Here is a 24685-nt window from a genome sequence, read left to right as displayed (position 1 = left end):
CGCATGCCCCGCGATCCTCTCCCTCCTGCAGAATTGGCCGAAGCCGCCGACAATGCCGCGCGCGAGCGGCTGGCAGCGGAGATGAAGCGGGCGCTCTGGGCGCAGCAGGCCTCGCGTTCCTGGGCCGCGCATACGGCCGCCGCCGTTCAGCCCAGCCGCTGATTTCCCACCGCGTCGAAGCGGCATCCCAGCCGGTATCGTGAAGACGGATGCAGGCAGCGCACCATCGTGACAGGCACCGTCCGTGTCCACGTGCGCCGCGTCAGCATGAGGCAGGGTTCGGACGCCTCGATCTGCAGATGGTGCGCCTGCTCGGCAGTTGGCAGCACGGCATCTACGACATGCTCGATTTCGTCGAACGGCACGTTCTGCACAAGGTACTCGCCCGGCGGCACTTCACTGAAATCCTGGGCAAGGAAATCCGGCGCGTGTTGCGGGTTGACGTAGCGATCCTCGAACTGGACCGGCACCTCGTTTTCGAGGTGAAGGCACACCGAATGGAAGACAGTCTGTCCCGGACGCAGGTCGAGCCAGGCCGCGACGTCGGCGGCGGCCGCGATACGCTCTGCGGCGATGAGGGCGCAGCGATAGTCATGGCCGCGATCGCGAACCTCCCGGGCAATGCTGGCGATATGCAGCAGGGTCGACTGCGGCTTTTCCTCGGCGACGAAGCTGCCGACACCGGCCACGCGCACGATGCGCCCCTGCTGGGCGAGATCGCGCAGGGCGCGGTTCACCGTCATGCGTGACATGCCGAACCGCGCCACCAGATCGTGTTCGGAGGGCAGCCGATGACCGGGCGGCCACGTACCGTCCTGGATGTGGCGGACGATATAGTCCCCGACCTGTTGATAGAGCGCGGTCGAGGCCATCGGTCCCTCAGTGATCCGCGGCGATGGCTTCGACCCGGATCTCCTCGGTGAGTCGGGCCTTCAGCGCCATGAACTCGGGCGTCGTCTTGACCGTGTAATGCCGCGGGTGGGGTAAATCGACGGCCAGCTCGGTCTTGATGCGGCCGGGCCGGGCGCTGAACACGACGACGCGGCTGGCCATGAAGATGGCCTCGTCGATGTCGTGGGTGATGAACATGACCGTCTTCTGCGCCTGCTCCCAGATGCCGAGCAGCAGCTCCTGCATCAGCACGCGGGTCTGGTTGTCGAGCGCGCCGAACGGCTCGTCGAGCAGCAGGATCTTGGGGTCGTTGGCCAGCGCACGCGCGATCGCCACCCGCTGCTGCATGCCGCCGGAAAGCTGCTTGGGGAAATGATCCTCGAAGCCGCGCAGGCCGACCTGGGCGATGAAGCGGTCGCTGATCTCGCGCTGCTCGGAGAGCTTCATGCCCTTTTCGCGCAGGCCGAAGCAGATGTTCTGGCGGACGTTCAGCCAGGGAAAGAGCGTGTAGCTCTGGAACACCACGCCGCGATCGGCGCCGGCGCCCACGATGTTGGTGCCGTCGAGCTGGATCTCGCCGGTCGTCGGCGTTTCCAGCCCGGCGACGAGCCTCAACAGTGTGGACTTGCCGCAGCCCGAGGGCCCCAGCACGGTGATGAAATCGTTGTCGCCCACCTCGAGGTCGACCGGCAGTAGAGCCTGCGTCGGTGGCATGTTGCGCCGGTGACCGGGAAATATCTTCGAAACCCCGCGGATCGAAAGCCGGCTCATCGCAGCAGACTCCACGAGAAGAGGTGCTGGTTCACCTTCTTGAACGCCACGTCGGAAAGCAGGCCGACCAGGCCGATCACCACGATGCCCGCGATGATGTGGTCGGTCGCCATCAGCGCCTGGCTGTCGGTGATCATGTGACCGATGCCCGACGAGGCGCCGATCAGCTCGGCGACGATGATGTAGGTCCAGCCCAGCCCCAGCACCTGGCGCAGCGCCTCGGCGATGTCGGGCGCGGCGCCGGGAAGAACCACGCGGCGGATCACGCCGGTATCCTTGCAGCCCAGCGTATAGGCGGCCTCGACCAGGTCGCGGCGCGTGCCGCTCACGATCATGGTGATCATCAGGGTGAGCTGGAAGAAGCAGCCGATGAAGATGACGGTGAGCTTCTGTGCCTCGCCGATGCCGACCCACAGGATCAGCAGCGGGATGAAGGCCGAGGCCGGCAGGTAGCGGGCGAAGGAAACGAAGGGCTCGAAGAAGGCTTCGATCGGCTTGTAGACGCCCATCGCGATGCCGAGCGGCACGGCGATGACGGCGGCGAGCACGAAGCCGCCGACGACGCGCCAGATGGTCATGCCGACATCGTTGCTGAATCCCTGGGTGGCGAAGAGGTCCCACCCCGAAGCAACCGTTTGCCACGGCGAGGCAAGGAAGTGCTTCGGGACGGCGCCGGTCCAGGTGACCAGGGACCAGAGCGCGACAAAAGCGATGAAGAACGCCACGCCCAGGACGATGCGATTCTCCCGCTTGACGGGAACCAGCAGTTTCATGCGGCTCTACTCAAAATCTTCTGCCCCCGGTGACGGTGGGGCGATCCCATATGATCCAAGAATCTCTCACTTCGTTCGGGATGACACTGTTGCTGGAACTGGCGCCGTGCGCCGATTCCGAAAAAGGTGTCATCCCGAGCGTAGCGAGGGATCCTTTGCTTCCTTCGCTACGTGAGCGCCAAGGCCCTCGAGGCCATGGGCGGCTTACCCCGTCGACGACGGGGCGAGACGGATCGTTACTTGATGTACGTCGTGTCGAACAACGTATCCATGTTGTCCGGCTTGGCCTTGATCACGCCGATCTCGAGAAGCAGCTCCGCCGCTTCCTTGTTGAAGGCCTGGATCTCGCCGTTGAAGAACTTCTTGTTGGCTTCGCGGTCCGCCCACTTGATCTTGGACTGCGACTTCTCGAACTGCTCGGCCGTCTGCTTCACGTCGGCGCCCATGATCGTGAAGGCCTTCTGCTTGTCCTTCTCGATCATCTCGAGGGCCTGGAAGTAGCTCTCGGTGAGAGCCTTCACCGCCTTCGGGTTCTCCTTGATGAACTTCGGCGTGCAGCCGAAAGAGTCGAACACCATCGGGTACTGCAGCGAATCGGCGATCAGCTTGCCGGTCTCGGGCTTGTCGCGCACCAGGCTGAGATAGGGCTCGTAGGTGACGGCGGCGTCGAGGTCCTTGCCGGTGACGAAGGCGTTGGCCGCGGGCGCCGGCTCCAGCGTCACGAGCTTCACGTCCTTCAGCGACATGCCGTTCTTCTTCAGGATCCAGGCCAGGGTGAAGTGCGGGTTGGTGCCGGGCGCCGAGGCGGCGACGGTCTTGCCCTTGAGGTCCGCGACCTTGGTGATGTCGTTGCGGGCGACGATGCCGTCCGAGCCCATGCCCTGGTCCATCTTGAAGAGCTGGGTGGTGGCGATGCCGTTGGCGTTCCACACGATCCAGGTCTCGACCGTGGTCGCGGCGCACTGCAGGTCGCCCGAGGCGATCGCGAGGTGACGGTCCTTCTGCGGGATCTTCTTGATCGTGACGTCGAGGCCGTTGGCCTTGTAGATGCCGGCTTCCTTGGCGAGCGTAATCGGCGCGAAGCCGGTCCAGCCGGAGATGCCGATGGCGACCTTTGTGTCCTGCGCCTGGGCGATCGAGGCGCCGCCGGCGACGGCGGCTGCCGCGACGACGGCGGCAAATGCTGTGAACTTGGCCATTGATGAGCTCCGTTTGAGGTGACTGTTACGAACGATAGACGACGGGGAATATCGGGACATCGAGCGGATCGCCGTCGTGCAACCCGAGATCGGGGAAGGGGGGCGAGGTCCTGCCGGCCCGCTGGGCGAACACCGCGTCGTCGCCGACCCAGCGCGCCGAGAAGACGCGGCGCGCGCGCGGCGAGTGGTTGCCCGGCGCACCGTGAACGGTGCGGAAATTGAAGGCGATGGCATCGCCCGGCTGCATGTCCCAGCCCGCGATGTCGAGCGTGGGACGCATTGCCTCGATGTCGGGCATCACCTCGAAGTCGTCGTTGGCGTAGAGCCGGGTGCCGTCGAAGCGCATGGGCCGGAAGCCCTTGCCCCAGGTGTGCGAGCCCTTGATGCATTCCATCACGACGTCGCGCGGGACGGGATCGAGCGGGATCCAGAAGCTGACGCTCTGCTGGCCCTCGACGCAGTAATAGGGCTGGTCCTGGTGCCAAGGCGTCACGGTGCTGCCGCCGGGCTGTTTCACGAGCACATGGTCATGGAAGAAGCGGGCGGTGCGTGAGCCCATCAGGCGGGCGGCGATCTTGGCCGCCGGCGACTTGTGGACGAAGGCCTCGAACTCCGGGATGCGCTGCCAGTTGCAGAGGTCCTGGAAGAAGGGCGCCGAACCGTCGGCCGGGCGAACCGTCCGTTCCAGCGGGCTGGGATCGGCCATCAGCGCAGCGATGCCGACGCGCAGCGGCTCGACCCAGGCGTCGAAGACGCCGCGCAGGACGATGGCGCCGTCCTGTCGATACCGCGCCGCGTCGTCCGCTTCCTGCACTGTCCGTTCGGTTTCCATGCCTAGCCTGTAGCCTGTCTATACAGGTCGAGTCAGCAGATTCTGTGCCATTTTGCGGAAGTTTCGACCCGGCCCCGCCGCGCCCCGCTGGCATGGCGCTTGCTGCCTGTCGGGCATCAAAGGCAGGTGCGCATGGAAATCGGCGTGTTCATTCCCATCGGGAACAATGGCTGGCTGATCTCGTCGACCTCGCCGCAATACACGCCGAGCTTCGACCTCAACCGCGAGGTCGTGCAGCGCGCCGAGCGCTACGGGTTCGACTTCGCCATGTCGATGATCAAGCTGCGCGGCTTCGGCGGCAAGTCGCGGCATTGGGACGACAATCTCGAATCCTTCACCCTGATGGCGGGCCTCGCGGCAGTGACGACGCGTATCGACCTGATCGCGACGGTCGCGGTGCTGACCCTGCCGCCGGCCATCACCGCACGCATGGCGGTGACGATCGACAGCATCTCGAAGGGGCGCTTCGGCGTGAACCTGGTCACCGGCTGGCAGAAGGCCGAGTACGACCAGATGGGCCTGTGGCCGGGCGAGGAGCATTTCAAGCATCGCTACGAGATGGTCACCGAGTACGTGACGGTGATGAAGGAGCTGTGGGAGACCGGCCGTTCCGACTTCAAGGGCAGTTACTTCACCATGAACGACTGCCGGCTCTCGCCGCTGCCGTCGCGGCCGATCAAGCTGATCTCGGCGGGCACCAGCGATGCCGGCATGACGTTCGCGGCCGGCCACTGCACCTATAATTTTTGCAGCGGCCAGGGCGAGGCCAACGATCCGCGCGACTGCGCCGAGGCGGTTGGCCGGCTGAAGTCCGCCTGTGCCGCCGCCGGTCGCGACGTGAAGGCGCTGGCTCTCACCATGATCATCGCCGACGAGACCGACGAAGCGGCGATGGCCAAGTGGGAACACTACAAGGCCGGTGTCGACCTCGACGCGATCGACTGGCGCTCCGACCAGGCGGCCTCCGACAAGCTCGCGGCGGCCAACTCGACGGCCGGCCGCATCCGCCGCCGCGAGCCGCTGCCCAACAACGGCTCGCGCCTGATCGGCTCCTACGCCACGATCGCGCGCCTGCTCGACGAGATGGCCGAGATCGACGGGCTGGCCGGCGTGATGCTGACCTTCGACGACTTCATCATCGGCATCGAGCAGTTCGGCCAGCGCATCCAGCCGCTGATGAAGAGCCGCATGAAGTTCGCGGCCGCGGCGTCGTGATCATCGCAGCGCGCCACCGGAGTGGCGCGCTCCATTGTTAAACCACACACCCGTAATGCGCGGACGAGACCAGCTTGGTGTACTTGTCGTGCACGGAGCCGGGGCGCGGACGGTCGGCGGCGTCGGGCGGGCGCCAGTCGGCCATGCGGCGGGCCAGCTCTTCGTCGGAGATTTCGAGATTCAGGGTGCGGGCGACGGGATCGATGACGATCGTGTCGCCGTCGCGCACTGCCGCGATCGGACCGCCGCGCGCCGCTTCCGGTGAGATGTGGCCGATCAGGATGCCGTGGCTGACGCCCGAGAAGCGGCCGTCGGTGATCAGGGCGACGTCCTCACCGAGGCCGCGCCCCTGAAGCTGGATGGTGAGCATCACCATTTCGGGCATGCCCGGCCCGCCCACGGGCCCGACATTGCGCACCACGACGACGTTGCCGGGAACGATCTCTCCGGCGCGAATGGCTTTCATCGTGTCGGCCTCGGATTCGAACACGCGCGCGGTGCCGCGAAACTCGCCCTTCTCCAGGGTCTTGCCGCTGAGCTTCAGCAGGCAGCTTTCGGGTGCGAGGTTGCCCTTCAGGACGCTGATATGGTTGTTCGCGGGCGCCGAGGGCTTCGACACGGGTACGACGATGTCCTGCTTTCCCAGCTCTTCGAGAGTAGGGACCGAGGCGAGATTTTCCGCCAGCGTCTTGCCGGTGACGGTCATGACGTCGCCATGCAGGAAACCGTGGCGCAGCAGCTCCTTCATCACGATCGGCACGCCACCGATCTCGTGCAGGCTCACCATCGCATAGGGACCGTGCGGCTGCAGGTTGCAGATCAGCGGCACGCGTTCGCCGACCTGCTGGATGCGCTCGATGGTGATCGGCACCTGCGCCTCGCGCGCGACCGCCAGCAGGTGAAGATACATGTTGGTCGAGCCGCCCATCGCATAGACCGTCGTGATGGCGTTTTCGAAGGCCTTCTCCGTCATGATGTCGCGCGGGCGGATGCCGGCCGCCATCAGCGCATAGAGCGCGTCGACCGACGCCTTCGCCTGGGCGCGCACGTCGGCATGGATGTCGCTGCCGGCCTTGTAATCGGCCGGATGCGAGGCGCCGCGCGGCAGCATCATGCCCATCGCCTCGGCGATGGTGCTCATCGTGTTGGCGGTGAACATCGCGCCGCAGGTGCCGCTGCCGGGCATGACGTTGCTTTCGAGTTCGAGCAGCTCTTCGCCCGAGATACGACCCGCCTCGTTGGCGGCGCGGCCCTCGACATAGTCCATGATGGTGAGGTTGTTGCCCTTCGAGGCCCACGCCCCGAACGAGACGCGGCCGGGCGAGCTGGTGCCGGGATAGAGGACGAGCCCGAACGCATTGGTGCGGGCGAGCGGCATCAGCGCGGCGGCGCCGGTCTTGTCGCAACCCGAGATGACGATCATCGCATCGCCGTGATGGGCGTAATGGCCGATCTCGAAGCAGTCGGCCACGACATCGCGCGACACGAGGCTGTAGCCGGCGGTGGGCGTCCCCTGGGTCAGTGCATCGGACACGGCAGGCGCACCGACGATCAGCCCGCTTCCGCCGCGCTCGGCCAGCAGCTCGACCAGCAGGTCGCCGATGGTGCGAACCCGGTTGTTGCAGCGATGGGCGTTGGTGTAGGCGCTGGCGATCGTGACGACGGCGCTGGTCTGCGCGGTCTTGTCGGGCTCGAAGCCGGCGGCCCGAAGTTCCACACGCGACTTCTTCCAGAAGGTGCTGCTGTCTTTTTTCATCCCGTATCCATTCGGTTTTGTGCCGTACTTTAACCACTGGCCCCCGGCTCCGGCTATGTGAAGTCCCTCGCGAGGCGGAACATCGGGGCGCCGAGACTGGTGCCGTACGCACCATCGCCAATTACATCGGTGGCGCGTGTGGAACTTGCGCGCAGGATCGGCGTTCCGCTCCTCAACTGAGGAGATAATTCATGAATGGCATCATCTACCTGGTCGGTCTGGTCGTCGTGGTCATGTTCGTCCTGTCCTTTCTCGGACTTCGGTAGGAGTACCGCTAATGGCCATCGCCACCACAACTGCGGTTCCCGCAGCGATTCCCGTCGATAACGCCCCCCTTCGCTACCTTGATTGGGGACCCGTCATTCTCGGCGCCCTCGGTGCCGCGGCGATGTCCATCGTCCTGCTGGCCTTCGGTTCCGCACTCGGGCTGAGCGTGGTGTCGCCATACCCCTATGCGGGCATCTCGGCGAAGGGTGCGGCCATCGCGGCTGCGGTCTATCTCGCCCTCGTCATGGTCGCGAGCTTTGCGTCCGGCGGTTACATCGCGGGCCGTATGCGGACCCCGTGGCGCACCACCGACGAGGTGGAGATGCATTTCCGAGACGGCGCCCATGGTTTTGGCGTCTGGTCTCTGGGCGTGCTGCTGGGCGCGGCGCTGGCCGCGTCCGGGGTCGGCGCGGTCGTATCGGCGGCCGGCAAGGCGACCACGGCCATTGCCGCAGCGGGCACAGCCGGTGCTGCGTCCAATCCGGCCCTGGGTCAGCTTTCGCTTCGCCCGACCGACTACGCGATCGACCGGCTGCTGGCGCCGGCGCCCGCCGGCACTCCGGCTCCTGCCGCCCCGGCTCCGGCGGCGGCTGGCACGGATGCCACGGCCGGCGCTGCCGCCGTCCGTGCGAACCCGGTCACGCCGCGTTCGCGCGCCGATCTCGAGGCGCCGATCGCCCGCGTCTTTGCGGCAGGGCTTACGAACCCGCAGCTCGACGCCCGTGACCGCACCTACCTGGCGCGGATCGTTTCCGAGCAGACCGGCATGCCCCAGGCCGACGCCGAGAAGCGGGTCGACGAGACCTATGCCGACCTGAAGGCCGCCGAGCAGAAAGCCCGGGATGCCGCGGAAGCCGCCCGCAAGACCGCGATCATCGCCGCTTTCCTGGCCGCGGCGACCTTGGCGATCGGTTGTGCGGCCGCGTGTGCCGGCGCCTCCCTCGGCGCCCGCCACCGCGACGAGCGGACGTCGGTTTCGTTCCTCGGCTCGACGCGCTTCTGGTAGGCAACTCCGACCATCCAAAGGCAAGAGAGGGCCCTTGTGGCCCTCTCTTTTTCGTGAGGGCGGTACACCCCCTTCGAATCGTGGTAATCTTTTCGCATGATCAAGACTGGAACAATCGGCGATGATCGCCTGAAGAGCTTCACCGACATCGACACGCTGATCGGAGGCCTCGGCAACGACATCTACTTCGTCGACCAGGCGGAAGATGAAGTCGTGGAAGCGCCTGGCGGTGGAACCGATACGGTCTATGCCAGTGCCAGCTACCAGTTGGGAGCGGGCGAGGAGATCGAGTATCTGCGCGCCTTCGCAGCGATCGGCCTCGAACTGACAGGCAACGAGTTCGACAACGAGATCATCGGTGGCGTCGGCAACGATACGCTCGAGGGCGAAGGCGGCAACGACACGCTGAAGGGCGGTGCCGGACCCGACACGATGATCGGTGGATCGGGCGACGACATCTACTATGTCGACGACACTGGCGACTTGGTCGTGGAGGCTGCCGGTGGTGGCAGCGATGTCCTCTACAGTTCCGTCAACTTCACCCTGGCCGCCGGCCAGGAAATCGAGACCTTGTGGGTCTATGGATCGACGGGGCGCACGCTCGGCGGCAACGACCTGGACAATCAGCTTTTCGGCAGCGTCGGCGATGACGAGCTGCGCGGCGGTACCGGTAACGATCAGCTCAATGGCCGGGATGGCGACGATACGATAACGACCAACGGTGCGAGTGCCATCATCTACGGCGGCAATGGCAACGATACGATCAGGCTCGACGGCTCCAGCACGAGCACGGGGAGAGTGAATGGAGGCGACGGCAACGACACCGTCTCTTCAGCGGATCTGGGTCAGTTCGAGCTCAGCCATGTCGAGACGCTCGATACCTACTATGGCTTCGTCAGCGGGTCGGTCGCGCAGTTTGCGTCGTTCGTAGCGTACACGGCCGACCAGGCCGCCCCGGACACGCGGATCTCCATCTCCCTTCGCGACGCGGGAGGGACGCTTGATTTCACCGCCGGGGTCAGCGGCCAGAACTCCGTCGAGATCCGCGACGCCGGTCTGACGTCGAGGATCAGCATCACCGGATCGGTGAACGACGACGTGCTGTTCGGGTCCGGCTTCAACGACACGCTGAGAGGCGGTGATGGAGACGATGTCCTGTTGGCCGGCAGCGGCCGCGACACGCTCCAGGGCGGAGACGGTGCCGACCGCTTGAACGGCGGCGCCAATACCGATCAGCTTGCCGGAGGCGCGGGCAACGACACGTTCGTCTTCGATTCGCCGCACGGTGGCAACACCAATCGGGACGTGATTGCTGACTTTGTCTCCGGCGCCGACACGATCGAGATCAACCAGACCGATTACTTCACCGGTCTGTCGCTCGGGGAGCTGGATCCTGCGCAGTTCGCGATCGGAGCGGCCACGGGCGCCGGCCCGCAAATCGTCTATAGACCGACGACCGGGGCGTTGTTCTTCGACATCAATGGCGCCGCGGCTGGCGGTGCGTCCCAGTTCGCGACGCTCACGGGCGCGCCGGTGCTGGTCGCTTCCGATTTCCTGATCGTCTGACCGTCGCCCGGGCATGAAAATGCTCCACGAGGCGTGGGCCGCCCTGGGGCCTACGCTCGGGGTCCTGGAGCCTCTCCGGTTCTCCCGTGACCAGTGGTCCGTGATCGACCGGCTGCATTCGAATTTCAGCGATCGCGAGGCGCAGACGCGAGTGCCCATCCCGCTCGCGCGCTTTGCCAGGGAAGCGGCCGACGACATCACCCGACAGGCGCGCCGCTTCGACGGCGTCACCACGGAATATGTCGATGACCGATGGCTCGCGGAAAGACCTGTGAACGGTCCTGCCGAACGATTGGCCGACTACGCACGACTCTACAACGACGACGTCGACCGGATGATTGAGGTCCTGTTCCCGTCGGCGCGATACCGTAAGGGCCACTACGCCTTCGGAAAATTCACCGTGCCCCAGCCGCATGGGCTGCACACCGATCACAGCGCGGAGGATCCGTCGGCCGCCGGCGAACCCATCTGCATTGCCCGGATCGGCACCCTCGGAACGCACTACGTTGCCGGCGACGTCGAAGCCTACGATCCCCGCACCAGGAGCATGCTGAATGCGCTGCGCTACTGGATTTCCGTTCCGGAAGGCGAGCCGGAGGCCATCTTCGAGGAACTGCTGCAGAAGCAGGTCCTGGGTACCATTCCCGTCGATCACGTCATGCTCATGGTAGCGGGCAACGGGTCCGGGGACGCTCACGTCACGCAGCATATTGCGGCCCGGCCGCCCGCCGGCGGCGTGCACTCGGCATTCTTCCAGAGGCAGTACAGGTTCACGTAGGTCGGGCAGCGCCAGGCTGCCGCTGCGGTGCTACAAGGAAAGCAAGAAACACGAAAACGATCGGGAGGAAAAAATCATGAAGATCTTTCGCTGGTTTGCCGTATTGGCTGCGGCAGTGGCTGTTCTGCAGGTGGGAGGCGCGTCCGCGCAGCCCTATCCAAGCAAGCCGATCCGGCTGATCGTTCCGTTCGGTCCCGGATCCGGCAGCGACATTCTCGCGCGCATCCTCGCCGAGCCCCTGACCCAGGCGCTGGGCCAGCCGATCCTCATCGAGAACAAGCCCGGCAACAACACGACGCTCGGCACCGAGCTGGTCGTGCAATCGCCGCCGGACGGATACACGCTCGGGCTCCTGACCAACTCGGGCCTCGCCGCCAGTCCGGGCGGCCTCACCAGCGGCGTGCGCTACGATCCGGTCAAGGACCTGACCTACATCACGTTGGTCGCGTCGGTGAACTACGTCCTGCTGGTCAACAACGACGTCCCCGCGAAGACGGCAGGCGAACTGGTTGCGCTCATCAAGGCCAATCCGGGCAAGTACAACTACGCGAGCGGCAACACCGGCGGGATCGCCTACGGCGGCTACTTCAAGAACGCGCACAAGCTCGACATGACGCACGTTCCCTACAAGTCGACTCCGCCGGCTCTCGCCGACCTGATCAGCGGGCATGTGCAGATCATGGTGGCGGATGTGCCCGCATCGCTCGCCATGATCCGCGCCGGCAAGGTCCGCCCGGTCGGCGTGCCGGCGGCAAAGCGCTACCTGCTGCTGCCCGACGTGCCGACCTTCGCCGAAAGCGGCCTCGCCACGCCGCCGGTCATGGACGGCTGGTGGGCCCTCGTCGCACCGGCCGGAACGCCCGACGCGATCCAGGACCGGCTCAATAGGGAATTCGTAAAGGTCCTCGAGAACGACGCGATCAGGACCAGGCTTCTCGACAGCGCGCTGGTACCCACGCCGTCGACCCGGCAGCAGGTCGTCGCCTATCAGAAGGACCAGCTCCAGGTCTGGACGACGATGGTGAAGGATCTGAACCTCAAGCTCGAGTGAAGGATAGCGGACGTCATGGATTTCTCCTTTTCGGAGCAGCACGTCGCGGTGCGCGACACGGTGCGCCGCCTGTGCGAGGCGGAGCATCGCGGACTGGTCGTGGCGGCCGAGGAGAACGAGACCCTGCCGCGCGAGGTGTTCGCGCGCTGGGGAGAGCTCGGCCTTCTCGGAGTCCGGTATCCGGAGAGCGACGGCGGCAGCGGACTGGACAAGGTCAGCGACTGCATCGTCCGCGAGGAGCTGAGCTACATGAGCCAGGGCTTCGCCTCGAGCTGGTCGGCGCACAGCCATCTCGGGATCTGGCCCATCTGGAAGGCCGGCACGCCCACGCAGCGCGAGCGCTTCTTTCGTCCGGCCGTCGCCGGACGGAAGATCGCAGGCTTCGCCCTCAGCGAACCCGATGGCGGCTCCAACATCCGCGGACTGAAGACGCGCGCGGATCGCGTCGCGGGCGGCTGGAAGCTGAACGGCAGCAAGCTCTACATCACCAATGCGCCCATCGCCGATTTCCTGCTGGTGGCGGCCCGCACCTCGCCCGAACTCCGGGGTGACGCGATCAGCCTCTTCATCGTGGAGCTGCCGGCGAAGGGCATGGAGATCAGCAAGCTCCGGAAGGAAGGCATCCGCGCCTCCGAGACCGGCCTGATCCACATCGAGGACGTGTTCGTCCCCGATGACTGTGTCCTGGGAGAGCGGCTCGGCACCTATCCCGTGATCCTCGATTCTCTCAGCGAGAACCGGGTCGGGGTCGCGGCCAACGCGCTCGGGATGGCGCGCGCGGCCTTCGACGCCGCCACCGCCTATGCCCAGGAACGGCTGGTCGCGGGCAAGCGCATCGGCGACTACCAGGCCATCGCGCACAAGCTTGCCGAGATGTCGGCGCAGATCGAGGCGGCCCGCTGGCTCGTCTATTACGGCGCCTGGCGGGTCGACCAGAACACGCTGGACTCAGCGACCGCGGCGCGCGTGAAGCTCATCGCGAGCGAGACGGCTGTTTCGGTGAGCGAACAGGCGATCCGCATTCACGGCGGCGCCGGAATCATGCGCGAGTATCCGGTGGGCCGCATCCATCGCGACGCGCTCGTCTACGTGATCGGCGAGGGGACCAGCGAGGTCCAGAAGAACATCATCGCCCGCGATCTCGGTTTCAAGAGCTGAGGTCGCACGGAAGCCATTGTCGTGCCGGGCAGGCGGGTCTTTAATCGTCCCGAGCCAAAGCCGCGAACATCAGGAGCCGCCATGACCCGCAACAGCATCACCGTGACGCCGATCGCCGGCTCGCTGGGCGCGGAGGTGACCGGTGTCGACCTGCGCTCCATGGACAATCACGACTGGGCTCAGGTCCACCAGGCGTTCCTCGACTACAAGGTGATTGCGATCCGCGACCAGGAACTGTCGCCGCAGGACCTGATGGATGTCGGCGCGCGCTTCGGCGAGCCCAACCACTATCCCTTCGTGAAGGGCATGGACGACTTCCCGTTCCTGTTCGACATCGTCAAGGAGCCGTCCGAGAAGCGCAATTTCGGCGGCGGCTGGCATTCCGACACGACCTACATGAAGACCCCGCCGCTCGCGACGCTGCTCTATGCGCTGGAGACGCCGGAGCGGGGCGGCGACACGCTCTATTGCGACATGGTCGCGGCCTACGAGAGCCTGTCGGATCGCATGAAGGAGATGCTGGGCTCGCTCAAGGGCGTGAACAGCGCTGGCCTCAAGCATCTCGGCGGCCGCAAGGCGCACCATTCGGTGGTCGGCGGCATGAAGATCACCGGCACCGAGGACGCCGATTCCTTCGAGGCGGTGCATCCGATCGTGCGCACGGTCGAGGAGACCGGCCAGAAGGCGATCTACTGCAGCATCGGCCACACCGTCGCCTTCGAGGGCATGACTCCCGAGGAGAGCAAGCCGATGATCGACTGGCTGCAGGCGCATGCGACGCGGCCCGAATTCACCTGCCGCGTCCACTGGAAGCCCGGCACACTCACGGTCTGGGACAACCGGCGCGCGATGCACAATGCCATCAACGATTATCACGGCATGCGGCGGCACATGCGGCGCCTGACCTCGGGTCCGACGAACCCGGTGTGAGCGGGTCACTAGGCAAGGATCCCTCACTGCGTTCGGGATGACACGAGTGTTGAAATTGGCGCAGGCGTGCCCGTGAAAAAAGCAGTGTCATCCCGAACGCAGTGAGGGATCCTTTGCTTTCTTCGAGACGCCCGCTCCGTGCGGCAAAGCGACCTCTGCCGCTATTGCATTTCGATGATCGGTTGGGCGCACTTTCGTTGCGCCCTGCGCTTGTCTATCTGAGACGTCGCACCGACCATTCGCGGGATTTGCCATGACCGAGGCTACCGGACCGCTCGCCGGCATTCGTATTCTGGACCTCACGACCGTACTCTTCGGGCCCTTTGGCGCGCAGACGCTGGGCGACTGGGGCGCCGATCTCATCAAGGTCGAGGGGCTTACCGGCGACCAATGGCGCTACACCGGCCAGTTCCGGAACCGCGGCATGAGCGGGCAGTTCATGGCCGCCAACCGCAACAAGCGCAGCGTGGCGGTCGATCTCAAGACTCCCGGCGGCGTCGAGGTGCTTCGACGTCTCATCGCCAAGGCGGATGCGCTCGTGACGAACATCCGTCCCGCCGCGCTGGAGAGGCTCGGCTTCGGATACGAGGCCTGCAAGGCGCTCAACCCCAGGATCATCTACGCGGCCGCCACGGGCTTCGGCCAGGACGGGCCGTGGGCCAAGCGGCCGGCGTTCGACGAGATCGTGCAGGCGGCCTCCGGCCTCGCCTCGGCGATCGGCACGGACGACGAGCCGGCCTTCGTGCCGAGCCTGGTCGGAGACAAGCTCTGCGGGCTGGCGCTCGCCGGCGCCGTGGCCGCCGCGCTGGTCTATCGGGAGCGCACGGGCAAGGGCCAGCTCGTGGAAGTGCCGATGCTGGAGACCGTTGCGGCCTTCAACAGCATCGAGATGCTGGGCGGCCACGCCTTCGTGCCGCCGATCGGACCCTCGGGATACAAGAGGGTGAAGGAACGCCGTCCGGTGAAGACCAAGGATGGCTGGCTCACGATGCTTCCCTATTCCGGCGAGAACTGGTGCACCTTCTTCGAGACGGTCGGCCATCCCGAGTGCATCGAGGAGTTTTCCGTTCGCGACCCGATCAAGCGGGCGGCCAACATCGACGCGATCTATGCGCGCATGAACAAGATCGCCCTCGAGCGGACCACTGCGGAATGGGAAGCGCTGCTGCTCAAGATCGACGTTCCCCATGCCTCGTTCGCCAAGATGACGGAAGTCGGCGAGCAGCCCCATCTGAAGGCCGTCGGCCTGTTCCAGAAGCTGGAGCATCCGACGGAAGGCACGATCCAGCAGGCCCGCCCGCCGGCGCGGTTCTCGGAAAGTCCGGCCGCCATCCGCCGCCTGCCGCCCCGGCTCGGCGAGCATACGCGGGAGATCCTCGTGGAAGTCGGCTACAGCGAGGCCGATATCGAGGCCTTGCTCGGCGCGAAGGCGATCGGCGAGGCGGCGTCCGCGTAGCCGACGTCAGCGACGTTTCGGGCAGAGCGACAGATAGAAGAAGAACGCCATAACCGGCAGCACCAGCCAGTTGATCTCGGCCCCGGGCGCGGTGCCCATCGTCGTCACCGGCTTGAGGTGTCCCGCCAACCCGCGGAGTACCGGCTCCAGCGTGAAGACCAGCAGCACCAGTGGCACCGTTCCGCGCCAGCGCAGCAGCAGAACCCACAGCAGCAGGGCGAGCAGGAGCTGGATCGCGCCCCACTGGCCGAAGATCGCCACGATATTGGAGCCGCCGGCCACCGCCGTGACATCGATCGTGGCGATCGACTGCGCGCCGCCGTCGGGTGCCAGCAGATGGATGCAGGAGCGTACCGTGATGGCGACCAGCCAGACGATGGCCACCCAGAAGGAAATCATCGGCCCATCGTAGAGCGCGGGATTGGCAGGCAGCAGCCTCGCCGGAGACGGCCGCCACAAGGCCGTCAGCCCTCCATGATCCAGTCGGCGCCCGAAGCCAGTGCGATCTCCTTGACCTTGGCGAGCAGGTTGGGGCCGACGGGAATGCCGGTCTTCATGCGCGCGGCGGCGATGCGGCGTTCGGGATCGCCGGCGACCTGCACCGGCTTCGCCGGATCGGCCGGGCGCGTCGCGCGCAGCGTGTCGCAGAAGGAAGCGACATCGGCCTGGAAGTCGGCGGTGTCGCGGAACATGCCGGGATCCATCGCGAGGAAGAAGTGGCCGATGTCGATCGGGCCGGGCCGCGTGTTGCGCGTCGGGTCCGTCACCATCGCGCCGCCCGACAGGGCCGAACTCAGGATGTTGACCATGGCGCCGAGCCCGTAGCCCTTGTGGCTGCTGCCCTCGGGCGTGCCGCCGAGCGGCGTCATGAAGCCGCCCTTGCTCACCTCGTGCGGGTCGGTGCTGGGCAGGCCGTCCTTGGTCACCAGCCAGCCCGGCGGCGTCTGCAGACCCTCGTTCGCCTTGTTGCGGATCTTGCCGGCGGCCACCGTGGTGGTCGCCATGTCGAGCAGGAACGGCTCGCCCGGCTTGCCGGGCGCGGCGAAGGCGATCGGATCGGTGCCCAGGCGGGCCTGCGCGCCGTTGGTCGGCGCCATGTTGATGCCGCTGGCCGAGGTCGTGGCCATGCCGATGAAGCCCGCATCGACGGCCTGCAGCACGTAGAAGCCGCAGGCGCCGAAATGGCCGGAGTTGCGCACCGCCGCCACGCCGATGCCGGTCTTCTTCGCCTTCTCGATGGCGATCTCCATGGCGCGCCGTCCGGCGGGATGGCCGAGGCCGCCGGCGCCGTCGACCAGCACCGACACCGGCGTCTCCTTCACGATCTTCGGCTCGGCGCGCAGGTCGAGCTTGTTGCCCAGGCGCCGTTCGTCATAGGGCGGCACCATCGAGATGCCGTGCGTGTCGATGCCGTGCAGGTCGGCCCAGGCCATGATCTCGGCGGTACCGGCCGCCGTCGCCTTGGGCATGCCCCAGGCCTCCAGGATCAGTTCGAGCTGCTTGCGGTGGGTTTCGTACGACGCGGGCATTTCCGTTTCCTTTGTTGATGCGCCATTATTCGAGGCGCCGCATCGCGATCAACCGTCTCGTGGTCCGCCGCGATCCAGCTTGCCCTGCAATTGAAGCAGCTCGACGGCCTGCAGGGACAGGACGCTCAGCGCATCGCGGATTTCCCCGGCCGAAACCATGCGGAAGGCTTCGGCCAACGGCACGCGTTTCACCGTCAGGTCTTCGGTGGCTTCAGGTTCCGCCTCTCCCTGCGTGAGGCCCCAGGCGACATAGGCCACGGCGCGCTCGTCGGACACCGAGTTGGAGAGATCGCACTCCAGGATCTTCCGCCAATGGCTGGCGCTGAGGCCCGTCTCCTCGCGAAGCTCGCGGGCGGCAGACTGGAGCGGGTCGACACCGGGAGCGCCGCCTCCCTCGGGGATCTCCCAGCTATAGGCCTCCAGGGGAAAGCGATACTGGCCGACCAGATAGGTATGTCCCTCGGAATCGATCGGCACGACGCCGATGGCCAGGTTCTTGTAATGGATCAATCCGTAGATGCCGGGCGTCTGCGCCGGCGTCAGCACCTCGTGATGGGTCAGCCGGATCCACGGATTCTCGTAGACGTCCTTCTTGGAAAGAACGGTCCAGGGGCCCTTGCGCTCGTTCGTCATGGCCGGACTATTGCATTCGCCCGGTCGTGCGGCCCAGCCCCGATTCGCTGCGGGTCACACAGGAGAACGGTGTTCGCATTCGACACGAGGCTTCAATGAACGGTCAGGGCAGGGGGCATTCAGACGGAGATTCAGCGTCCGGAGTGCTTCGAACACTTGATAGGTCAGGGGGTGATTGGATATTACCAACTCCTCATATGCCCGGGAAGAAGTAGGCCCATTGCGAGTACATCGAGCTTCAGAAGCCGCTCATCCAAGATTGAAGCCCAAGCCTGCCTTCCAGTACGACGGTAACGAACTCCGGTCCGGGATCGAGCGTGCCTGCGCAGAGTCCGGCCTGGAGGTGCCCGTCAAAGGGCGGCATCTGGCAGAGCGCACGCGCGCGCCGGCCAAACGCGCCGGCAAGGCCAAACGCGTTGCCATCCCCCTGACCGTCCGACCGTATCAGGTCACGGTGATTCCGGGTCGTGGCCTCGGGCTCACCGCTTGCTCCATCATCGATCCGGGAACCAAGATCGATGACTGCTTCACCTGGGAGTTGCCCAGGCGGGACATCAAGCACGTCACCGAGACGGTCCTGAACGGCAATTACTTCGACCATCCTCTCTCTTCCCAACGCGGTCTGGTCGCCATCGGTCACATCTCGCTGATCAATCACGATCCGGAGCCGAACTGTGAATGGCGGATGCTGCAGGTTCACGACCGCTGGATGGTCGAGGCCTGGTCCCTTCGCCGGCTCGCCAGCGGCGAGGAACTGACCTTCGACTACGGCTACGACCCGACCGCCAAGGATTGATGGAGCATTGTCTCGACCTGGACATGCCGTGAAGAACTCACGGAATTGCTCGTTCGCAATCGCATATCGATACCGGCCGTTGATTTCGGCCTGAGCGAGTAGGCGGCAGGTCGCTCCCTATCTTCCAGGCCCTCGCTGCTGGCAAGGCTCCTCCGGTGCTTCGAACATGGACGCCTTGGCCATAAGCCGTTGGAGGAGGAGGCTGACCGTGCCCGCCGCGTTGCGAGGAAAAGCCTGTCACCTCTGATCCCTAGAACGCCGCAATAAAGATCAAACCGACGGCATTTATGATCGCGGAACTGCCGACATAGTCGACCTGACGGACAAGATACGGTTCCAAGCTGAAGTGCCGAACGATTGGCAAGGTGACTCCGGCCGTCAACCGGTAGCGTGAGAACTGGCCGTAGCGCGTGTCGAAGAAGACTTCTGCCGACGCGTAGGGGGTGAAGGTGTAGCTGTCGATGGTGACATCGCGCTGGACCTGAATGCGCTCCCGAAACCGCATCGAAAACCCGGTGTCGAGCCAGCGAAAATCCTGGCGGTTTCGAACGTCGACGATGACCAGAGACGGCAGGTGCAGCCGCAGCGTTTGCTCCGTGAGAAGCCTGTTTTCGTTGAAGGGATCACCGTCGGTCGCCCCGCCGTGGCGATAACCTATGCGTCCGAGAAGGAAATCCGCAAAGCGATGCTCCAGTGTCAGCCCTTCCTCGGCCTGATAATTGGCGTTGCTGGCCATGTCGCGGCTCACCGCCGCCATGGCGATTGCCCTCGTTCTGTCGTCGAACCAGTAGTGGTACTGGGCTTCCGGCCAGAACTCGTTGGAGTCCTGAGCCAACACCGCAGAGGCGCCGGCGGCAGCAAACATTGCCGCCAGGATGGCCGTCCGGCAGCGCGTCACTTGCGCGCGAGCCTCGTCAGGGCGTCAGTTCCCATACCTTGAGCTTCTTGCGTGCGGTTCCGTAGTTGCCGAGCTGATAGACGGAAACGCCTGTTGGAGAGAAGGTGAAGGTCTCGAAAGGCTCCGCCAGCATCGCCTTCAAGTAGTCCTGTGGCGCGATACCGATCGTGACATGCGGATTGAAGTTCTTTCCGGTTGAAGCGGGCACGAACGCCGCGACGTATTCGACGAGCCCCTTGCTGAAGGCCCCGTCTTCGGGGGTCAGGTGGAAGGCCGCCTCGCTCCCGCTCTGGACCGTGAAGGGCGCCACTGCCTCGACGATCTTCTGCTGCAGCCTGAGCCAGTCGTTCGTCGGCTCGATAACGATGCCGGCAAGACCGGTCTCACCCGTCGGTATGTAGTAATACTTGAAAGCCTTGAGCTTCCATCCGGCGATCTTCTCGCCCTCCAGCGCCTTGCCCACGGCGTCGTAGACCTTGTCGAGGTCCGCTGTCCGCACAAAACGCTGCAGCGTCGTCATGTGCGGCCTGTGCGCCTCGTCGAGCGCAAAGCCCCGGGGGTAGACCTTGAGCAGGCGGGCGTTGGTTGCCGCCGCATGCTTCAGCATCGTGGCATCGGGCTCCAGCAGCACGTCGATGGCCGTGATCGGGGAATGTTGCGCGCTCGACGGACCGGCCCAACCGGGCAGAAGCGCGAAGGCGGTGCCGACGGCCGCCACGATCCTTGTGAACAGACGCATGCCCAGCTCCTACTTCGGGGCCGCGAAAATCTGCTTCCAGTCGTCCTTCATGCTGACGACGGTCCAGCCGTCCTTCTTCGCCTGCTCGTAAAGTGCCTGCGGGAAGGCGCCCAGCGCGACGTCCGGCAATCCAAGCGCAGGGCCGTAGGCGTATTCGCGCGCCGCATCGTCGTGCAAGACCAGCAGCATGAAGCGCGCGCCGGCGCCACCCTGCGTGTACTCCAGCATCTCCTTGTCGCCGCGGGAATTGCCGAAGGCGGCGATCGGCCACCGGCCGATATGCTGATTGATGGCGACGGGCTTGCCGGCCCTGTCGTCGTTGAAGTTCAGTTCCGCCAGCCGCAGGAGTACGGGCTTGCCGTCGCGCATCTCGAACTTCGTCTTGATGCTGCTGCCGATCACCTGTTCCGGCGGGATGCCGTAGGCCTTTTCCGTCCATGGGCGCATGAACTCGATACCGCCACCCGAGACGATGAAGTTCCGGAACCCGTTCGTTTTCAGGTAGGCCAGCAGCTCGACCATGGGCTGGTAGGTCATCTCGGTGAACAGCTTGCCCGTGCCCGGATGCCTGGCGGTCGCGATCCAATCCCTGACGATCTTCTCGAACTCCACGGTGGTCATGCCGGCGTGGGTCGTCAGCATGAGGTCGAGGACGGCGTGGTCGCCCCCGGCGAGCGCCGCCTTGAAATCGCCTCTGAGCATCGACGCGAAGGGTTCCTGCGTCTTCCACTCCGGATGCTGCGGCGCCAGCGCCTTCACGCGGTCGAGCGCGAAATAGAGCTGGACCGGCACCGGCTGCTCGCACCACAGCGTGCCGTCATTGTCGAAGGTGGCGATCCGCTCGGCGGGCGGCACGAAGTCCGGTGAGCCGGGCCGTGTCACTTTCTCGACGAAGGCAACGATAGACCGTTTTGCCGCCCCGTCGTTCCAGGAGGGAAGCGGATCGCCTTGGGCGAAGGCCGGCGTGACCAGGACGAGCGACGCGGCCGAGGCCAGCGACACGAAGAAGCGTCTCGAGATCATGTCGCGGATCCTTGACGGAGGGCGTGAAGCCCTACTTAGGCGGGGCGCCGAGGCCCTGGTTCTCCATCAGCGACACGTCGCCCAGCTTCGACATCACGTCCTCGAGGTTGAAGCTGGCGGCCTTCTGGCGCTGCGGGAACTCCTTGAAGCTCGCCAGGAACTGGCCGACGTAATCCTGCGCCGGGATGAGCAGGAAGGCATGGTCCAGCAGCCAGTCGTAGTAGGTGTTGGACGTGATGTCGGCGCGCTCGTAGGGGTCGGTGCGCAGGTTGAAGATCTTCGGCACGCGCAGATTGACGAACGGCGCCGCCCAGACCCGCAGCGTGCCGGGCACCTGCTGTTCCAGGAAGACCAGCTTCCAGTTGTCGTAGCGCAGCGCCGTGAGTTGCTGGTCGTCGTTGAAGTAGAGGAACGACTTGCGCGGGCTCTTCGCGGCCTGCCCCGTGAGGTAGGGCACGAGATTGTCGCCGTCGAGATGGACCTTGTAGGTCATGTCCCCCACCTTGTGGCCGCCCCGGAGCTTCTCCTTGATGGCCGGCTCGCCGCCGATGGCCAGCAGGGTGGGCAGCCAGTCGAGATGCGCGACCATCTCGTTGGAGACCTGGCCGGGCTTGATGCGGCCGGGCCAGCGCACCATGCCGGGCACGCGGTAGGCGCCTTCCCAGTTGGTGTTCTTCTCGTTGCGGAACGGCGTCATGGCGCCATCGGGCCACGAGTTCATGTGCGGGCCGTTGTCGGTCGAGTACATCACGAACGTGTTGTCGGCGATCTTGAGATCGTCGAGCACCTTGAGGACCTGCCCGACATTCCTGTCATGGTCGATCATCGTGTCGTGATACGGGCTCTGGAATTGGCCGGCCTGGCCGAGGCTCGACGGCTTGGTGTGGGTGCGGAAGTGCATGTGGGTGAAGTTCACCCAGACCAAGGCGGGCTTGCCGGCCTTGTTCTGGCGCTGGATGAAATCGACGGCGCGCGCGGCGATGTCGTCGTCGATCGTCTCCATGCGCTTCTTGGTCAGCGGGCCGGTGTCGACACAGGTCTGCTTGCCGATGCGGCCGAAGCGCGGCTCGACCGTGGGATCGTCCTTGTCGGTGGCCTTGCAGTCGAGCACGCCGCGCGGGCCGAACTTCGCGCGGAACGCCGGGTCCTTCGGGTAATCCGGCAGCTCGGGCTCTTCCTCGGCATTGAGGTGATAGAGGTTGCCGTAGAACTCGTCGAAGCCGTGCACCGTCGGCAGGAATTCGTTGCGGTCGCCCAGATGGTTCTTGCCGAACTGGCCGGTCGCATAGCCCTGCGCCTTCAGCAGCTCGGCGATCGTGGGATCCTCCTTGCGCAGGCCCAGTGTCGCGCCGGGCAGGCCGACCTTGGTGAGGCCGGTGCGCAGGCCCGACTGGCCGGTGATGAACGAGGCGCGACCCGCCGTGCAGCTCTGCTCGGCATAGATGTCGGTGAACATCATCCCTTCGCTGGCGATGCGGTCGATATTGGGCGTCTGGTAGCCCATCAGGCCGCGCGAGTAAGCGCTGACGTTGGATTGGCCGATGTCGTCACCCCAGATGATGACGATGTTGGGCTTTGATGGTGTCTGGGCGGAGGCCGATGCAATGATGCCCAGGCTGCAGGCAGCCATACTGACCGTTGCGAGCAGACGCCTGGCGATTCTTCTGCTCATGCTTCACCCCTGGTAAGGCCTTGTCTCGGCCACGGCTACACGATCACATGCAGTCACTGTTTGATGCAGATCAATAAGCACTTCGATACGCAGAATGGATGAGCGAAGTCCCGCGCGAGACTCAGGCGTCCAGGCGTCTCCCCCGCGACAAGCCGGGCGCGGGCAAGCTGATAGCGGGCGATCCAAGAAAATGTGGGGCAATCTGTGGGCTGCGGCGCCGTGGATAGCACAAAGGTCGCAAAGTATGGCCTTTCGGAACAGGGAACTTGCGAACTGGAACTGGGAGCCTCGCCATCGGCTCGAGGCACGGCGAGCAAGCCGCCCGACCTGGCCATGAGCGAGATAATCTGGGGTGACTTTGATCCGGCTTCCTGAACGCCGAGTGGTGATCGCGCCCACCTTCTCGCGGCTCGGCCAGTGTCCGCTGCCCTGACCTGCCGATCGGTCAGTAAGCGGCCTCCAGCAGCTGCTGAGCCGCGGCAATACGTTCGCCATCGGATCGGACGCCCGCGTTGGCATTGAAATTCTTCACCGTCAGTCCTGCGATGATGGGAATCGCCGATCGCGGAATATCCAGTTCGCCGAGACGAACCGGCATTCCCACGCAGCGGTACAGTCGTTCCAGCTCATCGGCGATGGCCAGTTTGACCGGCCCGGCGCCACGACCGAGGCCGAGGGCGTCGGCGACTGCCTGCGCCGCGTCCGCGTCGTCATTCTGCGACAACCGGATCTTGGTGGCGTGGATGGAGGAGATCGACTCGCCCTGGCCGACATGCGGGAACTGGACATGCAAGGCGGTGGAGACGGCGTAATCGCCGCCAAAGGAAGAGCTGGCCGCCAGGCGGGCTCCATCGTCCTCGGCACGGTTCTGAAGAAAGGCCGCTATGCAGAGATCGGCCCGCGAGGCCGCATCGTCGCGATTCTCGGCAAGGCCCGAATAGGCGCGCAAGGCGAGACGGAACGCCTGGAGGCGATCGCCTTCGACCAGAGGATTGGATTCGGGAGCGGCGATGGCGCCGACAAGGCCGGCAAAGACCGTGGTGGCGGTCGACCGGTGGGAGGAGGAGGGTGTCGTCATCAAGACCTCGTAATCCAGCAGGATTGCCTGCGGCCGGGTCTTGGGGTCGAAGAACTCCATTCGGTGATCGAGATCGGCATTCTTGAGTCCCGTTCCAGCGCGATTCATTGCGCTGGTGGGAGTCGTCGGGATGTTGACGATGGGAAGCTTCGGCGCTGCCAGCCGCGGGCTATAGGCCGGCTTGTCGGCCGGGTACTGCGTCATGATCTCGAAGGGGCTGCGATCCTCGCCGAGGAAGATGGCGACCGCCCGCGTGGCGACCAGCACGCTCCCGCCACCGACGGCGACAAGGAGATCGGCATTGGCTTCGCGCGCGGCATCCCTGGCGGCGCAGACGTTGGGATAGGGGCAATCCTTTTCGATCTGATCGAACACGCCGGCAAAAACCGGCCCCAGGGCCTTTTCGATGCGGCGGACAATGTCGGTTCGCCTGTTGATGGACGGTGAGCAGACGACGAATGCGCGCCTGGCGCCGGCGCGGGCAACGACCTCCATGAGGTGACCCTCAAGGACGTTCGATCCGCAGTGCAAACGCCAGCTATGGCCTGAGGCACGAAAGCTCATTCGATTTCCTCCTGATATTCAGAGTGTATTGCAAACACTTGCGGCCTGGATAGCACACTGCGCTTGGAACGCTCCCTGCGACAGTACAGGATCGGCGTTGGTTT

General features: G+C 65.2%; 24 protein-coding genes. 10 read left to right on the top strand and 14 right to left on the bottom strand.

Annotated features, from left to right (window positions below; translation table 11 throughout):
• Positions 1–3 precede the first annotated feature (3 nt).
• Positions 4–162, top strand: a complete 159-nt coding sequence (locus KQ910_RS01930) for a hypothetical protein (protein ID WP_216956623.1) — start codon at positions 4–6, stop codon at positions 160–162.
• Here KQ910_RS01930 and hutC read toward each other — a convergent pair.
• The 5 genes from hutC to KQ910_RS01905 form a co-directional block, all read right to left on the bottom strand.
• The gene (gene hutC, locus KQ910_RS01925; protein WP_216956620.1) at positions 147–872 is read right to left on the bottom strand and encodes a histidine utilization transcriptional repressor HutC; all 726 of its coding nucleotides are present in this window, start codon (positions 870–872) and stop codon (positions 147–149) included. The genes KQ910_RS01930 and hutC overlap by 16 nt on opposite strands.
• 7 nt (positions 873–879) lie before the next feature.
• Positions 880–1662, bottom strand: coding sequence for an ABC transporter ATP-binding protein (locus KQ910_RS01920; protein ID WP_216956618.1), 783 nt, complete (start codon positions 1660–1662; stop codon positions 880–882).
• Entirely contained in the window at positions 1659–2435 is a 777-nt protein-coding gene (locus KQ910_RS01915) for an ABC transporter permease (RefSeq protein ID WP_216956615.1), read from the bottom strand. Before KQ910_RS01915 ends, KQ910_RS01920 begins: the two co-directional genes overlap by 4 nt.
• Positions 2436–2671: 236 nt before the next feature.
• Entirely contained in the window at positions 2672–3634 is a 963-nt protein-coding gene (locus KQ910_RS01910; protein ID WP_216956613.1) for an ABC transporter substrate-binding protein, read from the bottom strand.
• 25 nt (positions 3635–3659) lie between these two features.
• Positions 3660–4466, bottom strand: a complete 807-nt coding sequence (locus KQ910_RS01905) for a phytanoyl-CoA dioxygenase family protein (protein ID WP_216956610.1) — start codon at positions 4464–4466, stop codon at positions 3660–3662.
• 132 nt (positions 4467–4598) lie between these two features.
• Here KQ910_RS01905 and rutA point away from each other — a divergent pair, with 132 nt between their 5' ends.
• Positions 4599–5681 carry a pyrimidine utilization protein A gene (gene rutA, locus KQ910_RS01900; protein ID WP_216956607.1) on the top strand — a complete coding sequence of 361 codons (1083 nt, stop codon included), beginning with the start codon at positions 4599–4601 and terminating at the stop codon, positions 5679–5681.
• Between the two features lie 37 nt (positions 5682–5718).
• On the opposite strand, the gene KQ910_RS01895 is transcribed toward rutA, so the two are convergent.
• Entirely contained in the window at positions 5719–7437 is a 1719-nt protein-coding gene (locus KQ910_RS01895; RefSeq protein ID WP_216956604.1) for a dihydroxy-acid dehydratase domain-containing protein, read from the bottom strand.
• A 388-nt stretch (positions 7438–7825) separates the two neighbouring features.
• Here KQ910_RS01895 and KQ910_RS01890 point away from each other — a divergent pair, with 388 nt between their 5' ends.
• From KQ910_RS01890 to KQ910_RS01860, 7 genes are all read left to right on the top strand, one after another.
• The gene (locus KQ910_RS01890) at positions 7826–8710 is read left to right on the top strand and encodes a hypothetical protein (RefSeq protein ID WP_216956602.1); all 885 of its coding nucleotides are present in this window, start codon (positions 7826–7828) and stop codon (positions 8708–8710) included.
• Between the two features lie 96 nt (positions 8711–8806).
• Positions 8807–10276, top strand: coding sequence for a calcium-binding protein (locus KQ910_RS01885; RefSeq protein ID WP_216956599.1), 1470 nt, complete (start codon positions 8807–8809; stop codon positions 10274–10276).
• 13 nt (positions 10277–10289) lie between these two features.
• Positions 10290–11054 carry a hypothetical protein gene (locus tag KQ910_RS01880; protein ID WP_216956596.1) on the top strand — a complete coding sequence of 255 codons (765 nt, stop codon included), beginning with the start codon at positions 10290–10292 and terminating at the stop codon, positions 11052–11054.
• Between the two features lie 76 nt (positions 11055–11130).
• Entirely contained in the window at positions 11131–12105 is a 975-nt protein-coding gene (locus KQ910_RS01875) for a Bug family tripartite tricarboxylate transporter substrate binding protein (protein ID WP_216956593.1), read from the top strand.
• A 15-nt stretch (positions 12106–12120) separates the two neighbouring features.
• Positions 12121–13263 carry an acyl-CoA dehydrogenase family protein gene (locus tag KQ910_RS01870; protein WP_216956590.1) on the top strand — a complete coding sequence of 381 codons (1143 nt, stop codon included), beginning with the start codon at positions 12121–12123 and terminating at the stop codon, positions 13261–13263.
• An 81-nt stretch (positions 13264–13344) separates the two neighbouring features.
• Positions 13345–14193 (top strand): TauD/TfdA dioxygenase family protein, encoded by an 849-nt coding sequence (locus tag KQ910_RS01865; protein ID WP_216956588.1) that lies wholly within the window; start codon positions 13345–13347, stop codon positions 14191–14193.
• A gap of 253 nt (positions 14194–14446) precedes the next feature.
• The gene (locus KQ910_RS01860; protein WP_216956585.1) at positions 14447–15649 is read left to right on the top strand and encodes a CaiB/BaiF CoA transferase family protein; all 1203 of its coding nucleotides are present in this window, start codon (positions 14447–14449) and stop codon (positions 15647–15649) included.
• Positions 15650–15655: 6 nt separating this feature from the next.
• Here the strand turns inward: KQ910_RS01860 and KQ910_RS01855 are convergent, their stop codons facing one another.
• The 3 genes from KQ910_RS01855 to KQ910_RS01845 all read right to left on the bottom strand — a co-directional run bounded on the left by KQ910_RS01855 (position 15656) and on the right by KQ910_RS01845 (position 17811).
• Positions 15656–16048 carry a hypothetical protein gene (locus KQ910_RS01855; RefSeq protein ID WP_216956582.1) on the bottom strand — a complete coding sequence of 131 codons (393 nt, stop codon included), beginning with the start codon at positions 16046–16048 and terminating at the stop codon, positions 15656–15658.
• A 65-nt stretch (positions 16049–16113) separates the two neighbouring features.
• Positions 16114–17178 carry an Ldh family oxidoreductase gene (locus tag KQ910_RS01850; protein WP_216956579.1) on the bottom strand — a complete coding sequence of 355 codons (1065 nt, stop codon included), beginning with the start codon at positions 17176–17178 and terminating at the stop codon, positions 16114–16116.
• 48 nt (positions 17179–17226) lie between these two features.
• Positions 17227–17811 carry an NUDIX domain-containing protein gene (locus KQ910_RS01845; protein WP_216956576.1) on the bottom strand — a complete coding sequence of 195 codons (585 nt, stop codon included), beginning with the start codon at positions 17809–17811 and terminating at the stop codon, positions 17227–17229.
• A gap of 259 nt (positions 17812–18070) precedes the next feature.
• On the opposite strand from KQ910_RS01845, the gene KQ910_RS01840 reads away from it, so the two are divergent.
• Positions 18071–18607, top strand: coding sequence for an SET domain-containing protein-lysine N-methyltransferase (locus KQ910_RS01840; RefSeq protein ID WP_216956573.1), 537 nt, complete (start codon positions 18071–18073; stop codon positions 18605–18607).
• A gap of 250 nt (positions 18608–18857) precedes the next feature.
• Here the strand turns inward: KQ910_RS01840 and KQ910_RS01835 are convergent, their stop codons facing one another.
• The 5 genes from KQ910_RS01835 to KQ910_RS01815 form a co-directional block, all read right to left on the bottom strand.
• Positions 18858–19505 (bottom strand): DUF2490 domain-containing protein, encoded by a 648-nt coding sequence (locus tag KQ910_RS01835; RefSeq protein ID WP_216956571.1) that lies wholly within the window; start codon positions 19503–19505, stop codon positions 18858–18860.
• 16 nt (positions 19506–19521) lie between these two features.
• Entirely contained in the window at positions 19522–20244 is a 723-nt protein-coding gene (locus KQ910_RS01830; protein ID WP_216956568.1) for a 2'-5' RNA ligase family protein, read from the bottom strand.
• A gap of 9 nt (positions 20245–20253) precedes the next feature.
• Positions 20254–21267 carry an HAD family hydrolase gene (locus KQ910_RS01825; protein ID WP_216956565.1) on the bottom strand — a complete coding sequence of 338 codons (1014 nt, stop codon included), beginning with the start codon at positions 21265–21267 and terminating at the stop codon, positions 20254–20256.
• Between the two features lie 31 nt (positions 21268–21298).
• A complete protein-coding gene (locus tag KQ910_RS01820; RefSeq protein WP_216956562.1) occupies positions 21299–22939 on the bottom strand; it encodes an arylsulfatase in 1641 nt (546 codons plus the stop codon).
• Between the two features lie 445 nt (positions 22940–23384).
• Positions 23385–24581 (bottom strand): iron-containing alcohol dehydrogenase, encoded by a 1197-nt coding sequence (locus KQ910_RS01815; protein ID WP_255560177.1) that lies wholly within the window; start codon positions 24579–24581, stop codon positions 23385–23387.
• Positions 24582–24685: the final 104 nt, after the last annotated feature.

Origin of the sequence: Reyranella humidisoli, assembly GCF_019039055.1 — a bacterium.
In the GTDB taxonomy this organism is placed as follows: Bacteria; Pseudomonadota; Alphaproteobacteria; order Reyranellales; family Reyranellaceae; genus Reyranella; species Reyranella humidisoli.
The sequence above is the reverse complement of the archived record's forward strand: the minus strand, read 5'-3'. Positions and strand labels throughout refer to the sequence as shown.